We start from the raw sequence: 14385 nt of genomic DNA on the forward strand, positions 1-14385 counted from the left end.
GGGTGCTGCTTACCGACGCCCCGGCGGTATCACCCTGCGACATCGGGCGGGTTAGGCCTGCTTAGCCCGAGGGCAAAAGCGTGGTGATCCGTTGTTCCAGGTGATATTGCAGGTGCACGCTGGTGAGCCGGTGCACCCGCTCGTGGAGGTCGTGGCGCTCCATGATCTCCTCTGCCGCCTGGCGGTGCCCCTGTTGCAAGAGCCACATGGCGTGGAGGGTTTCGGCGGGAATATCCGCCGAGCCGGGCGGGCGACAGCGCACGCACACCGCCCCGCCGGCGCGGGGGTGAAAGGCGTGATGGGGGCCGGCCTCGCCGCACTGGGCGCAGGCAAAGAGGCTGGGTGCCCACCCGGAATGGCCCATCGCGCGCAGCAGAAAGGCATCCAGGCAGGTCTCGGGCTTGGGGTCCTGCTGCATGGCGGCGAGGGTTTCCACCACCGCATCAAAGAGGAAGGGGTCCTCCCCTGTTTCCGCCACGCACAGCCGCTCCGCGCAATTGACCACCGCGCAGGCGGCGGTGTAGCGGGCGTAATCCTCGATGATCCCGGAGGCGTAATAGGCCACCGTGTCCGCGCCGGTGAGCGTGGCGAGGTTGCGGCCGGGATACAGGTGCACGTCCAGGTGAACAAAGAGCTGCACCCGGGAGCCAAAGCGGGACTTGGAGCGGCGCACCCCCTTGGCCACGGCACGCACCAGGCCGTGGCCCCTGGTCAGCAGCACCACCACACGGTCGGCCTCACCGAAGTCATAGGTGCGCACCACCACGGCGTGATCGCGGTAACTGGGCCTGCGCACCTAGAAGCCCAACCTCCCCAGGGCCTTGGGGTCGGACTGCCAGTTCTTGAGCACCTTGATCCGCAGATCCAGGTAGATGTTCTGGCCCAGCAACTCCATGATGGACTTGCGGGAGTTATGGATAATCCGGCCCATGCGGCGGCCCTTATAGCCGGTGATGATGTCCTTTTGCCCAGGGCGCTCCACGTAGATGATGGCGTGCACGTCCAGCACGCCCTCGCGCTCCTCGTTGGGCAGAATCTCATCGACCTCCACGGCCACGGAGTGCGGCAATTCATCCTTGAGGCCAGAAAGCGCGGCCTCTCGGATGAGTTCCGCGATGCGGGTATCGCGGTCATCGTCGGTGACGTGATCGTCCGGGTACAGCTTGGGGCCCTCCGGCAGGTAGGAGGTGATGACCTCACTGAGCACATCGAGTTGCAGGCCGTCGGTGGCGGAAACGGGCACCACCTCGGAGTCCTCGCCCAACAGTTCGTGCAGGGCCAGCAACTGCGCGCCCACCTGGTCCTTGGACACCGCATCGATCTTGGTCACCACCCCCACGATCGGGGTGCGCGGAGCCACGGAGCGCACGTTGTCGAGGATCCAGCGATCACCGGGGCCAATCTTCTCATTCGCCGGGACGGTCAGGCCGATCACGTCCACGTCCGCGTAGGTGTCCTTCACCGCCGCATTGAGGCGCTCGCCCAGCAGGGTGCGCGGGCGGTGCAGGCCGGGGGTGTCCACCACCACGATCTGCGCATCCTCGCGATGCACGATTCCCCTGATGGGGTGGCGCGTGGTTTCCGGCTGATCGGCGGTAATGGCGATCTTCTCCCCCACCAGCGCATTGGTCAGGGTGGACTTGCCCGTGTTGGGCCGTCCCACAAAACTCAAGAACCCGGAGCGAAAGCCCTCGGGGGTATCTGCAAAGCTCACCTATCTCCTTCAAGCATCACCCGGCGGCGGTCACCTGCATAACAATTCTGCATAACAATATAGGCCGCTAGAGCGCCCGCACCTCGAACTGACACCGGGGCTGGGCATAGTAATCCTGCGCGGCCACCAGTTCCAATTCCTGGCTCTGCGCCTCATAGGTCACCCGCAGCAGGTCGAACACGCTCGACGCTGTAGCCTCCAGCGCCTGGCGCGCGTCCCCGGAAGCCGCGTAGTGCCCGGTGAACAGGGCGGCCGCCACATCGCCCGAGCCGTTGCGCTTAAACGGCAGATGCGGGGTCTGCACCAGCCACGCGCCGCGATCGTCCACCGCCATCATCTCAATGGTGTCCTGCGGTCGATCCGGGCGCTCCACGGAGGTCACCAGCACAGTGCGCGGGCCCATCGCGCGGGCGGCGGCCACCGCCGCGAGGGTGGAATCGAGGTCATGGGCCTCGCGCCCGGTGAGGTAGCCCAACTCAAACTGATTGGGGGTGATGATGTCCGCCGCCGGTACCACCAGATCCCGCAGCAGCGGCGGGATGGCATCATCCACGTGGCAGCCGGACTTGGCGTTACCCATCACGGGATCGCAGGCATACACCGCCTGGGGATTGGCCTCCTTGACCCTGGCCACCGCGTCCACGATCACCTGGGCAATATCCGCCCCGCCCTGGTAGCCGGACAGCACCGCGTCCACCCGGCTCAGGGCCCCGCGCTCCGCCATGCCCTCGATCACCTCGGCCACCTGCTCGGCCGGGATCACCGGGCCGCGCCAGGAGCCGTAGCCGGTGTGGTTGGAAAAGTTCACGGTGTACACCGGCCAGACCTCGTGGCCCAGGCGTTGCAGAGGAAAGACCGCTGCGGAGTTACCCACGTGCCCATAGGCCACGGCGGACTGGATAGAGAGGATATTCATGCCCTCTATCGTGCGGTATGGCCGCCCTCGGTGCCAACCTCGCCCCCGGTATCCGGGCTGGCCTCCGCCTCGGGGTCGGGCACCTCCACCACCACGTGCCGCACCCTCACGCGGCCCCGACGGTCGTGCCCGCCCTCGGTGCGCAGCCGCAGGCCCGATACCTCCACGGTGGAACCGGGCAGCGGTACCCGGCCCATGCCGTAGGCCACCAGGCCCGCGATGGTATCCACCTGATCGCGGGTTTCCTCGTCAAAGTCCAGCTTCTCGCCCAACTGCTCGTGCACCTCCTCTTCGAGGTCATCGAGGGATACGCGCGCCACCACGCGGAAGGTGCGCGGGCCGATCTTCTCGATGGGCACCTCCTCGGTGCCGTCATACTCATCGGTGATCTCGCCCACGATCTCCTCCAGCACATCCTCCATGGAAATCATGCCGGCTATGCCGCCGTACTCGTCCACCAGCATTGCCAGGTGATTGTGGTCGCGCTGCATGTCGTGCAGGGTGGCGTCCAGCGGCTTGGAGTCCGGGATAAACACCGCATCGCGCATGACATCCGCCACCTTCACCGAGCGGCCCCCATCGCTCATGTGATAGGTCCGCGCCACCAGGTCCTTGAGGTAGACCACGCCCACGATGTCATCAATGTTCTCTCCCACCACGGGAATCCGGGAATGGCCCGAGCGCACGCACAGGGTGGTGGCCTGCCCGGCGGTTTTTGTCCCCTCAATCCAGATCATCTCCGGGCGGGGAACCATTACCTGCCGCGCGGTGGTGGAGGCCAGGTCAAAGATGTTCTGAATCATGCGGCGTTCTTCCACCTCCACCACGCCGTGTTCCTGGGCCATGTCCACCATCTCGCGCAGTTCCACCTCGGTGGCATAAGGGCCATCGCGGAAACCGCGCCCGGGGGCCAGGGCGTTGCCCATCGCAATGAGCAGGCGCGTCACCGGGCCGAGCACCGTGCCCACCGCACCCAGTAACACCGCCGCCCGCAGGGAAATGGAATACGGGTTCTGCCGCCCGGCCGTGCGGGAAAACACCCCCACCACCACGAAGCTCACCAGGGTGACCCCTCCGATGGCAGCGGCAAAGGCCCAGGCCTGCGAGTCGATGAGGCTAAAGGCAAGCGACGCCGCGAATACCGCCGCAGCGGCGTCGAGAAGCGTGTGCAGCAGCACCAGGAGGTTGATGTGATCTGCCCGGCGTTCCAGCACGGCGAGCAATCGACGCGCCCCCGGCCGCTCCTCCTGCACCAGTTGTTCCACCCGTGCGCGGGAGATGGAGGAAACGGCGGACTCGACGGTGCCCAGCAATCCCGCGAAGATCAGGGAGACTAGGGTGGCGCAGGCAAGAAAGAGCGGGGTCATGGGTTCTTGGGCTCCCCGATCGCGGGAATCCCGCCGCCCGGCACCTGCTCGTCCAGGGCGGCCCTATCGGCGGCCGTGGGAAAGGCCCCCGCGCCGCTGGGCTTGGGCTGGTATTCCACCCCGCGCGCGGAGACATCATCGTACCAGTCCGCGAGCAGATCATTTTGGAGGGCGAACATCTCGCGCTCCTCGGCCGCCGTGGCGTGATCGTAACCCAGCAGGTGCAGGCAGCCGTGCGTGGTGAGCAGGGCGAGTTCGTGATCCAGGCCGTGCCCGGCCACCTCCGCCTGGCGCAGCGCAAACTCCGGGCACAGGACAATATCACCCAGCATCTGCGGGCCGGGATCGGTGGCGTCCGGGCGCTGCCCGCGCTGTCCGGGGGTGAGTTCGTCCATCGGGAAACTCATCACGTCGGTGGGGCCTTCCAGGTCCATCCACCGCACGTGCAGATCCGCGATGGTCTCTAGATCCACGATCGTGATGGTGAGTTCCGCGTCCGGGTGAATGTCCATGCGCCCCAGGGTGAAGGAGGCGACGTCGATAAGCATCTCCTCATTGACCCCCGGATAGCCGGACTCGTTGAATACCTCAATGCTCATCGCTGCCCTTCCTCATACTCCTGATATGCCTCCACGATCTTGCCCACCAGGGCGTGCCGCACCACGTCCGCGCTGCCGAGTTCCGCGAAGTACACGTCCGGCACCCCGCGCAGAATCTCGCGCACCCCGCGCAGGCCGGAACGCTGCCCGCCGGGAAGATCCACCTGGGTGACGTCGCCGGTGACCACCATCGTGGAACCAAAGCCCAGGCGGGTGAGAAACATCTTCATCTGCTCGCGGGTGGTGTTCTGCGCCTCGTCCAGGATCACAAAGGAATTGCTCAGCGTGCGCCCGCGCATGTACGCCAGCGGGGCTACCTCGATGATCCCGGCCTCCATGAGCTTGGGGATCGTCTCCGGCTCCACCATGTCCCGCAGCGCGTCGTGCAAGGGCCGCAGGTACGGGTCGATCTTCTCCCCCAGCGTGCCGGGCAGAAAGCCCAACTTCTCCCCGGCCTCCACCGCAGGCCGGGTCAGGATGATGCGATTGACCTCCTTGGCTTGCAGCGCCTGCACGGCCTTGGCCATCGCCAAATAGGTCTTGCCGGAACCCGCGGGGCCGATACCAAAGGTGATGGTGTGGGCGTCAATCGCGTCCACGTAGGCTTTCTGCCCCAGGGTCTTGGGGCGAATCACCTTGCCCCGGCGCGCCACGATCTCCGCGCCCGCCAACTGCGCCGCGGACTCCGGGGCCTCGGCGGACACGATCGCCACCGTATGCCGCACGCTATCGGGGGTAATCACCACCCCGCGCCGCGCGGTGGCCTGCAACTCCGCCAGGGCGCGCTTGGCGCGCTGCACCTCGGGCCCGGGGCCGGTAAGGCTCACCTCGTTGCCGCGCGCAAAGAAATCGCAGTCGATCAGATCGCTGAGCACCCGTATGTGTTGATCGTTGATCCCCAGCACGTACGGAGCCACGGCGTCATCCAGGCTGATCCTTGCCGTGACCACGGCCACGGGTTGCCTCTGCTTCTGCGTAGTTCCTGCCACGGCGCACTAGCCTACCAGCGGGAGGTGAGCACCCCGAGGGCGGCAAGACCCACCATCGCCGCGCTCGCCGTGCGCAAGACCTCCGGCCCCAGCCGCACGGGCACCGCCCCGGCCCGGCGCAATCGCTCGGCCTCCTCCTCACCGATACCGCCCTCCGGGCCCACGATGAGGTAAAGGTGCTCGGCGTCAAGATCGCACTCGGCCAGCGGGCTAGCGGCCGCCTCGTGCAGCAGCAACGCCCTCGCCTCCGGCTCGGCGCGCAGCAGGTCGATCAGCCCCGCCGTGTCCACCGGGGCGGCCACCTCGGGAACCCGCGCGCGGCGCGCCTGCTTGGCCGCCTCCCGGGCGGCGGCCTGCCACTTCTCCCGGCCCTTCTTCTCCTTGGTCCCCGCCCACCGGGCCACGCAGCGCTCCGCCTGCCAGGGCACAAAGGCATCGGCCCCGGCCTGGGTGGCAAGGTCGATCGCCAACTCCGAGCGCTCGGCCTTGGGCAGCGCCTGCACCACCGTGACCCTGGGGCGCGGTGGCTCCTCCACCGCGAGGCTTTCCACCTCCGCGCGCAGGCTGGTCTTGCCCTCCACGGCGCGCACCACCGCCACGGCGCGTACCCCACGGGTATCCACCAGTTCCACGCGCTCACCTACGCGGATGCGCTTCACGGTCACCGCGTGGCGGCCCTCGGGGCCATCGAGCCCCAACGTGGTGCCGGGCAGGGTCTCGGCGCTCAGCGCCTCGCAGAGGAAAACGGGAAGGGACATCTGCTGCTTCGCCTATATCTCGTGTGTCCTACTGCTCTACTTGCGGAACTTATTGCGCAGGCGGCTGAACAAGCTCTCCTCCGCGTCATCGCTGCGCTGCACCGAGGCGGAATCGCGGCAATGATCGCGCATCTCCGTGAGCAGGGAGCGGGTGCGCTCATCGAGGTCGGTGGGCACCACCACGTCGATGTGCGCCAGCATGTCCCCGTGGCCCTCGCGGCGCAGGTGCGGCATACCGGCCTCATCAATGCGCAGGCGGGCGGCGGGCTGGGTACCGGGCTCGATGGTGAGTTCCCGCTCCTGTCCGTCAAGGCCTTGGATATTCACGGTGGTGCCCAGGGCCGCATCGACCATGGGCACTCTCAGCGTCAGGTGTAGGTCATCGCCCTCGCGCTCGAACACGGGGTGCTCGCGGGTGGCCACCTCCACGTATAGGTCACCGGCCGGGCCACCGCCGTGGCCCACCTCGCCCGCCCCAGACATGCGGATACGCATACCGCTGGAGATACCGGCGGGCACCGCCACCGTCAGATCCCGGCGCGAACGCACCCGTCCCTCCCCATCGCACTTGTGGCAGGGATCCTGAATAATCTCGCCGTAGCCGTGGCAGGTAGAACACTCGCGGGTGGTCATCACGTTGCCCAGGAAGGAGCGCTGCACCTCCTGTACCTCGCCCATGCCGTGACACCGCTCGCAGGTCACGGCCTGAGCCTTGGACTCCGAGCCGGACCCCTCGCAGCGATCGCACAGGATGGCGGTATCCACCGTGACCTCGCGGCGCACGCCCGCGTAGGCATCCTCCAGGCTAATATCCATGCGCAGCAGGGCATCATTGCCCGGCTGCACGCGCGAACGCGGGCCCCGGGAGGCGGCCCCGCCGCCAAAGAATGCCTCGAAAATATCGCCCAGGCCGCCACCGGCAAAACCGCCCGCACCGGGGCCGGGCTGCCCGCCCTGGGCCAGGGGATCCCCGCCCATGTCCACGATCCGCCGCTTTTCTGGATCCGTTAATACCTCATAGGCGGTGGAGACCTCCTTGAACTTCTCCGCCGCCTCCTCCGAGGGATTCACATCCGGGTGATACTTCCTAGCGAGGGAACGATAGGCCTTTTTAATCTCCTGATCCGTCGCGGAGGAACTTACGCCCAAAATGCCGTAGTAATCACGAGCCACAGTTATACGGTGCTTCCTAGTCGGTGCCAGTACATACCCGAGACAGTGTAATAGCGCCCCTACTTGACCGCGAGCACCCTGCTGACGTACCTCGCCACCGCCGAGACCTTGGACATCGTGCCCGTGTAATCCATGTACGTGGGCCCCACCACGCCCAGGCCACCCAGGGAGGCGCCGTCCGCACCGTAGGCGGTGGTGACTACCGACGCCCCGTGGAACTCCTCGTTCTCATTCTCCCCGCCAATGCGCACATTGACGTAGCCGAGTTCGGGGGCATCGGCAAGCAGGCGCAGCACCACCACCTGCTCCTCCAAGGCGTCCAGCACCATCGGCAGGTTCTCCGGGAGGTCATAGGACATGCGGGTCAGGTGCGAAGTGCCAGCCAGGATGAGGCGATCGGTGGGCTGTTCCACCAGCGTTTCAATGAGCACGGTGCAGGTGCGGGTGAGCACCCCGCGCAGATCGTCCGGGCCCTGAAGCATGAGGTCGCTCAACCGCACGGAGGCCTCCGCGAACTTCTGCCCCTCCAGCACAGCATTGAGCGTGTGCCGCAAACGCGCCACCTGATCCTCGCTCACCGGCTCGTCTAGGGCCACGTTGCGCTGCTCCACCCGCCCGGTATCGGTGATGAGCACCAACAGCAGCCGCACCGGGGAGAGCGCCACCACCTCGCAGTGCTTGATCTTGGACACCGTGAGCGTGGGTAACTGCACCATCGCCACCTGGCGGGTGAGTTGGCTGAGCAACTGCACGGAGCGTCGCAGCACATCCTCCAGATCAATGCCCGCTTCCAGGAAGTTCAAGATGGCGCGGCGCTCCGGGGCGGAGAGGGGCGCGAGTTCATGAATGGAATCCACAAACTTCCGGTACCCCTTTTCCGTGGGAATACGCCCGGAACTGGCGTGCTGCTGCTGGATATAACCCTCCGATTCCAGCACCGCCATGTCATTACGAATGGTGGCGGAGGAGACGTTGAGTTTGTGGCGTTCCAGCAGTGCCTTGGAGCCCACCGGCTCCTGCGAGGCAATGTAATCCGCCACGATGGCGCGCAGCACCTCGCGGCGGCGCTGATCGGTGGCACCGGCCATGTTCTTCGCACCTCCGTGATCGCTTCCGCTGCGGTTTTCTCCCCGCGTGGGGTTCTTCCGGAAAATAGTCTACGTAATGACCGGGAGGTTCTTCCAGGAGTTTCCCGCCAGCGGCTTCCGGTTCATGGCCGAGGGTTTTGCGGTGTTCGCCGCCACCGGGGCCGCCCTCTCCCCTCGGCTTACCAACACCTCGGCCTCGCCCCGGCCTGCTTACCTCGCCGTCTCCTCCGCCACCAGCAGGTCCGCCACGATTCCATCGGCAAAGAGCCGCCCGGCCTCGGTCACCGCCACGCGCCGCTGGGACCGCACCGTGGCGAGTGCCGCGCCGTCGGCCGCTGCGTCCTCCGGGCTGGCGCTGGCGGGGCCAGATAGCGGCGTCGCCAGTCGCTCGCCCAGCCCGTCCTCGCCCTCCTCCGGGAGGAGCCGCAACAGGCCGCGCCGCAAATAATCCTCCGCCACCGGCCACGCCTGGGGCGCGATCCACCCGGCGGGCACTCCCCGGCGCATGCGTAGTCCCAGCATGAGGCGCTCGGTGCGCTGATCCTGCTCGGTCAGCCGCTCGCTTTCTTTCAGGGGCAGCCGCCCCTCCGCCACCGCGCGCGCATAGGTGGCCGGGTGCTTGAGGTGATAAAAACGCTCGCCGTCGATATGGGAGTGCGCCCCCGGCCCCGCCCCCCACCACTGGCCGTTGAGCCAGTAGATCTCGTTGTGGCGGCACTCCCCGCCAGGGCGCGCCCAGTTGGAAACCTCGTACCATTCCATGCCCGCCTCGCGCAGGTAGGAGTCGATCATCTCGTAGCGGGTGGCCAGTACGTCATCCTGCGGGGCGGGCAGTTCGCCCCGGCGCACCTTGCGCGCCATGCGGGTGCCGTCCTCCACGATGAGGGAATAGGCGGAAACGTGATCCACCCCTGCCCCCACGATGGCCTCCAGGGTGGCCCGCACGTCCGCGTCCGTCTCCGTGGGGGTGCCGTAGATCATGTCCAGGTTCACGTGCTCGAAGCCCGCCGCCAGTGCCTCACGCGCCGCCTGCACCGCGCGCCCCGGGGTATGACGCCGCTCCAGGATGGCCAGCACGTGCGGGGCGGCGGACTGCATTCCCAAAGACACCCTGGTAAAACCCGCCTCCAGCAGCCCCGCAAAGAACTCCGGGGAGGTGGATTCCGGGTTGGATTCCGTGGTGACCTCCGCCCCGGCCTCGATGCCAAAGGAACCCCGCACCGCCGCGAGCAGGCGGCTAAGCCCCTCCGCCCCCAGCAGGGAGGGGGTGCCGCCACCCACGAACACCGTCTGCGCCGGGCGCGCCAGTCCGCGCTCCGCAAGGGAGCGCGCGGCAAGGTCTAGTTCCTTTTCCAGGGCGTCCAGGTAACTCTCCGGGGAGGCCGAGGTGCCCAGCTCCCCGGGGGTGTAGGTGTTGAAGTCGCAGTAGCCGCAGCGCGTGGCGCAAAAGGGCACGTGCACGTACACGCCAAAGGGATCGTCCTGGTTCATGGGCACTACCCTAGGCCAGGGCGTTTAACTCGCCGCTCCCGACCCCGCAGCTTGCTGCCTGCGCTGGGCCACCCGCGCCACCACGGCGCTAATCCGGGCCCGCTCGGCCAGGAACTCGGGGGGATTATTGCCCCGCTTGGCCCGCGCATAGGCCGGGTGCGCGTGGGCCACGCACTCCAGCCAGCCCTCGGTGGCGGCCAAAACCAATCGGCGCACGCGGGAGTAAAAGTGCGGGAGACTCAGCGCCTCAAGATCGTTGGCGGCCACGTCGGTGCTTTCCAGCACCCAGTCCACCACCTCCGCCAGGGCAGTCTGGACGGACTCCGTGCGGGAATCGAGCGCACCGGCCAGTTCCGCCACGATCACCGGGGAGGATTCCAGCGGGTGCAGGGCGCGCAGGACGGAGGCATCGATGTGCGCGGGCTCGGCACCCGGCTGCGGCTGCGGGCGAGCGCTGAGCCTCCCGGAGCGCAGGCCCGAGGTGAGCGCCTGGCGCAGGCCGGTGAGTTCCCCCAGCGCCACGCGCGAATCTAGCCGCGCGTCCGCCACGATCTCCTCAAACTCCGCGAGGCAATCCTGCACCAGTTCCGCGTCCCAGTCCGCGATGGCCTGCGCGATGTGCTCGATGTATTCCGCCACCTCATCGCCGATGTCATAGAGTTCCTGGGTGAGTTCGCGGTGGCGCAGCTCAGCGGCAATGCGATGCATGGTGGTGGGCTACTCCTTCCGCACGATTCTCAGGACTCAAGGGCTACTTGAGGGTTGGCAACGGGAATGACTCTAGGCCACGAATCCCCCCTTGCTCGCGCGGCACGCCGTGCGCGGGTGCCTTCCGCTTTCCGGGCCTTACCGCGACGCTTTTCGACGCCCTCCCTACCGCAGGCATGCGCTACCGCTCGGGGTTATCCTGGCTCTCGGCGCGCAGTTGCGCCCAGTATTCAAGCCGCTTTCCGATCGTGCGTTCATATCCAAGGTCGGCTGGCTCATAGAATGTCTCCCGCTCCATGCCCTCGGGAAAGTAATTCGCCCCGGAGAAGCCCCGCTCGGTATCGGGATCGTACTGGTATCCCTTGCCGTATCCGAGGTCCTTCATCAAGCGGGTGGGGGCATTAAGAATATGCGCCGGGGGCATGAGAGAGCCCGTGCGTTGGGCAACCTTCCACGCCTTATTAAAGGCCGAGTACACACCGATGGATTTAGGTGCCGTGGCCAGATACACCACCGCCTGAGCAAGGGCGATCTCCCCATCCGGGGAGCCGAGGCGCTCATATACGTCCCAGGCGGCCAGGGCCTGTTGCACCGCGTGCGGGTCCGCCAGCCCAATATCCTCGTTGGCAAAGCGAGTGATGCGCCGAGCGATAAATAAGGGGTCCTCTCCCCCGAGGAGCATTCGGGAAAGCCAATACAAGGCGGCGTCGGGATCGGAGCCGCGCATTGCTTTGTGCAGCGCCGAGATGAGGTTGTAATGCCCCTCCTGGGATTTGTCATACAGCGGAGCGCGCTTTTGCACCGCCGCCGCGAGCGCGGCCCTATCGACGGGACGCGGCAAGGCTTGCACCTGCTCGATCATGTTGAGCAGATACCGGCCATCACCATCCGCCATTGCCACGAGCAGTTCCCGGGCGTCCTCGTCGAGCGGAAGAGGCCCGCCTAAGAGACTCTCGGCGCGCTCGATGAGCGTGGCAAAGGCCTCCTCGCCAAGGCGCTTGAGCACGAATACCTGGCACCGCGATAGCAATGCGCCATTGAGTTCAAAACTCGGGTTCTCCGTGGTGGCGCCCACGAGGACGATGGTGCCGTTTTCCACATAGGGCAAGAACAGGTCCTGCTGCGCGCGGTTGAAACGGTGTATCTCATCGACAAAGAGCAGGGTGCCCTGCCCCATCTCTTTACGCCTCAAGGCCGCCTGAAATACCTTGCGCAAATCCGCCGCCCCGGTAGACATCGCGGAGAGAGACTCAAACGCTAGGTCCGTTTGCTTAGCGAGCAGCCGAGAGATCGTGGTCTTGCCGCACCCGGGCGGCCCCCACAGCACCATCGAGACGAGCCGACGCTGCGCGATCATTCGCCCGATCGGGGCATCGCCGGCAAGAAGATGATCCTGCCCCACCACCTCGCTAAGCGCGCTCGGCCGGAGGCGATCCGCCAGTGGACGCGACCGATCATCTTCCTCAAACAGCGATTGCTGATCTGCGTTCATCACCAGTGCTCCTCCGCCGGGTTCCTGCGCGTGGTTTAAGGCATCCACGCTACCTCCGAAACCCGCGCGCCGGGGCTCTCGCGCCGGGGTCCTCGTGTCAGCTCCTCGCGTCGCCCCACGGGCGCAAGCCGGTAAAGGGCGGCGTCCCGGTGCTCTCCATGCCTCACCGGGCCGCCGCCCTTATCCCCCGTCTATCCCCGCCTATCGCCGGTAGATGCGATCAATCTCCTCGGCGTAGCGCTCCGTCACCACATTGCGCTTCACCTTCATCGTGGGGGTCAGCTCGTTAGCCTCCTCGGTGAGGTCGCGGTCAAGAATGTAGAACTTCTTGATCCCCTCCGCGTGGGACACCGTGGCATTGGCGGTATTGATCGCATCCTGAATCTCCGCGCGCAGCACCGGATCGGTGGACACCTCACGGATCGAGCGGGACTCAGGAATGTTGCGCCCGTGCTTCCAGCGGGACAGTTCCTCCTCGTCAAGAGTGAGCAGCACGCCGATGAAGGGCTTGCCGTCACCCACCACCATCGCCTGGCTAATCAGCGGGTGCGAGCGCAGCAGATCCTCCATCGGGGCCGGGGAGACGTTCTTGCCACCCGCGGTAACGATGAGGTCCTTCTTACGCCCGGTGATACGAACATGTCCGGTGGAGTCCAGCTCACCCAGATCGCCGGTGTTGTACCAGCCCTCCTCATCGAAGGCCTGTCGCGTGGCTTCCTCGTTATTCCAGTAGCCGGAAAACAGCGTGCTACCACGGAACAGGATCTCGCCGTCCTCGCTGATCTTCACGGCCATGCCGCCCACGGGTTTACCCACCGTGCCGATCTTTTGATCCTCAAAGTCCACGGCAGCGGCGGCACAGGTCTCGGTCAGGCCATAGCCCTCGTACACCGGCACGCCCACGCCCCGGAAGAAGTGCAGCAGATCGTGGCTCATCGGGGAACCACCCGTGATGCAGTAGCCCACCTCGCCGCCGATGGCCGCCTTGAGCTTGGAGTACACCAAACGCTCATAAAGGCGGCGCTGGGTATCCAGGAAGCGCGTGGGCCCCTCCGGGGTATCCAGAGCCCGGGAGTACTCAATGGCAACCTTTTCCGCGCGGCGGAAGATCGCCGAACCCACGGCGCCCTTGGCCGCGGCCTGGCTTGCAGCGGCGTTGCGTACCTTTTCAAACACGCGCGGCACGCCCAACAGGAGATTGGGGCGGGAACGCTGCAACTCCACGGTGAGCGTGGAGGGATCGGGCCAATGCGATTGGGTGGCACCGGCGATGGACACCGCCAGGCTCACCGCACGAGCCAGCACGTGCGCGAGTGGCAGGTAGGTGAGCACTCGGCGGCCGGGCGCGGCAAATGCTCCGATGGGGTTGGTGAGCAGGGCACGTACCTCGCTCAACCAGGCGTAGTGAGTATGAATGCAGCCCTTGGGGCGGCCCGTGGTGCCGGAGGTGTACACCAGGGAGGCAAGGTCGCTGCTCTTGGTGTTCTTGATGCGCTCCCACACCTGCTCATCGGTGATGTCGCGCCCCTCAAAGCGCAGTGTCTCCACGGCGGAGGCGTTGATCTCCAGCACGCGGGTGAGCCTGGAGGTAGAGCCGGACAGCATGGGGTTGCCGTCCTCGTCCAGCACCAGGTGGTTCATCATCTCCGTGTGCGACTGGGTTTCCGTGATGGCAAGCACCGCGCCGGAGTCCTCCACAATCCACTCCACCTGGCTCATGGAGGAGGAGGGATAGATGGGAACGGAGGCCGCGCCCGCCGCCCAGATGGCGTAATCAAAGAGCGTCCACTCGTAGCGCGTGCTAGAGAGCAGGATCACGCGGTCGCCCTTTTCCACCCCCGCCGCGATCAAGCCCTTGGCCACCTCAAAGACCTGCTCGATGAACTCCGTGGCGGTGACATTGACCCACTCGTAGTTAGCGGGGCGGGAAAAGAGCACGCTGTAAGGGCGGGAACGCGCCTGGTCGATGAGCGCGGTCAAACAGGTTTCCCCCTCCTTGACCTCGTACTTCGCCGGTACGGTGTACTCCTTGAGTTCCTGCGTTTCCATCTCACTCTCCTCGCTCTATGACGCCATTCATAATGCTACGG

General features: G+C 66.2%; 13 protein-coding genes. All 13 read right to left on the reverse strand.

Features of this window, described 5'->3' with window-relative positions; all coding sequences use genetic code 11:
• Positions 1-61: 61 nt before the first annotated feature.
• The 13 genes from recO to OLW90_RS08180 all read right to left on the reverse strand — a co-directional run bounded on the left by recO (position 62) and on the right by OLW90_RS08180 (position 14344).
• A complete protein-coding gene (recO, locus tag OLW90_RS08120) occupies positions 62-796 on the reverse strand; it encodes a DNA repair protein RecO (protein ID WP_319649594.1) in 735 nt (244 codons plus the stop codon).
• Complete coding sequence (era, locus tag OLW90_RS08125; RefSeq protein WP_319649595.1) at positions 797-1714, reverse strand: GTPase Era; 918 nt, start codon at positions 1712-1714, stop codon at positions 797-799.
• Between the two features lie 67 nt (positions 1715-1781).
• Positions 1782-2630, reverse strand: a complete 849-nt coding sequence (gene pdxY / locus OLW90_RS08130) for a pyridoxal kinase PdxY (protein ID WP_319649596.1) — start codon at positions 2628-2630, stop codon at positions 1782-1784.
• Positions 2631-2635: 5 nt separating this feature from the next.
• Positions 2636-3997 (reverse strand): hemolysin family protein, encoded by a 1362-nt coding sequence (locus OLW90_RS08135; protein ID WP_319649597.1) that lies wholly within the window; start codon positions 3995-3997, stop codon positions 2636-2638.
• On the reverse strand, positions 3994-4596 hold the full coding sequence (ybeY, locus tag OLW90_RS08140) for an rRNA maturation RNase YbeY (RefSeq protein WP_319649598.1): 603 nt from the start codon (positions 4594-4596) through the stop codon (positions 3994-3996). The genes OLW90_RS08135 and ybeY overlap by 4 nt, the downstream gene beginning before the upstream one ends.
• Positions 4593-5513: a PhoH family protein gene (locus OLW90_RS08145; RefSeq protein WP_413464509.1), complete on the reverse strand. Its 921-nt coding sequence runs from the start codon at positions 5511-5513 to the stop codon at positions 4593-4595. Before OLW90_RS08145 ends, ybeY begins: the two co-directional genes overlap by 4 nt.
• An 83-nt stretch (positions 5514-5596) precedes the next feature.
• Positions 5597-6343 (reverse strand): 16S rRNA (uracil(1498)-N(3))-methyltransferase, encoded by a 747-nt coding sequence (locus OLW90_RS08150; RefSeq protein WP_319649599.1) that lies wholly within the window; start codon positions 6341-6343, stop codon positions 5597-5599.
• A gap of 36 nt (positions 6344-6379) precedes the next feature.
• A complete protein-coding gene (dnaJ, locus tag OLW90_RS08155) occupies positions 6380-7516 on the reverse strand; it encodes a molecular chaperone DnaJ (protein WP_319649600.1) in 1137 nt (378 codons plus the stop codon).
• 59 nt (positions 7517-7575) lie between these two features.
• Positions 7576-8604: a heat-inducible transcriptional repressor HrcA gene (hrcA, locus tag OLW90_RS08160; protein ID WP_319649601.1), complete on the reverse strand. Its 1029-nt coding sequence runs from the start codon at positions 8602-8604 to the stop codon at positions 7576-7578.
• A gap of 210 nt (positions 8605-8814) precedes the next feature.
• Positions 8815-10095 carry a radical SAM family heme chaperone HemW gene (gene hemW, locus OLW90_RS08165; RefSeq protein ID WP_319649602.1) on the reverse strand — a complete coding sequence of 427 codons (1281 nt, stop codon included), beginning with the start codon at positions 10093-10095 and terminating at the stop codon, positions 8815-8817.
• A 24-nt stretch (positions 10096-10119) separates the two neighbouring features.
• Positions 10120-10803: a hypothetical protein gene (locus tag OLW90_RS08170; protein ID WP_319649603.1), complete on the reverse strand. Its 684-nt coding sequence runs from the start codon at positions 10801-10803 to the stop codon at positions 10120-10122.
• Between the two features lie 181 nt (positions 10804-10984).
• Positions 10985-12295 carry a replication-associated recombination protein A gene (locus OLW90_RS08175; RefSeq protein ID WP_319649604.1) on the reverse strand — a complete coding sequence of 437 codons (1311 nt, stop codon included), beginning with the start codon at positions 12293-12295 and terminating at the stop codon, positions 10985-10987.
• A gap of 201 nt (positions 12296-12496) precedes the next feature.
• Positions 12497-14344, reverse strand: coding sequence for a long-chain fatty acid--CoA ligase (locus OLW90_RS08180; protein WP_319649605.1), 1848 nt, complete (start codon positions 14342-14344; stop codon positions 12497-12499).
• Positions 14345-14385 lie beyond the last annotated feature (41 nt).

Origin of the sequence: Corynebacterium sp. 21KM1197 (assembly GCF_033783015.1) — a bacterium.
Lineage (GTDB): Bacteria > Actinomycetota > Actinomycetes > Mycobacteriales > Mycobacteriaceae > Corynebacterium.

What these genes read in the sequence shown, in the direction of transcription:
- OLW90_RS08135 (WP_319649597.1), bottom strand. Translation starts at nt 3,997, where the DNA reads ATGACCCCGCTCTTTCTTGCCTGCGCCACCCTAGTCTCCCTGATCTTC.
- ybeY (WP_319649598.1), bottom strand. Translation starts at nt 4,596, where the DNA reads ATGAGCATTGAGGTATTCAACGAGTCCGGCTATCCGGGGGTCAATGAG.
- hrcA (WP_319649601.1), bottom strand. Translation starts at nt 8,604, where the DNA reads ATGGCCGGTGCCACCGATCAGCGCCGCCGCGAGGTGCTGCGCGCCATC.
- OLW90_RS08175 (WP_319649604.1), bottom strand. Translation starts at nt 12,295, where the DNA reads ATGAACGCAGATCAGCAATCGCTGTTTGAGGAAGATGATCGGTCGCGT.
- pdxY (WP_319649596.1), bottom strand. Translation starts at nt 2,630, where the DNA reads ATGAATATCCTCTCTATCCAGTCCGCCGTGGCCTATGGGCACGTGGGT.
- OLW90_RS08170 (WP_319649603.1), bottom strand. Translation starts at nt 10,803, where the DNA reads ATGCATCGCATTGCCGCTGAGCTGCGCCACCGCGAACTCACCCAGGAA.
- OLW90_RS08180 (WP_319649605.1), bottom strand. Translation starts at nt 14,344, where the DNA reads ATGGAAACGCAGGAACTCAAGGAGTACACCGTACCGGCGAAGTACGAG.
- hemW (WP_319649602.1), bottom strand. Translation starts at nt 10,095, where the DNA reads ATGAACCAGGACGATCCCTTTGGCGTGTACGTGCACGTGCCCTTTTGC.
- OLW90_RS08150 (WP_319649599.1), bottom strand. Translation starts at nt 6,343, where the DNA reads ATGTCCCTTCCCGTTTTCCTCTGCGAGGCGCTGAGCGCCGAGACCCTG.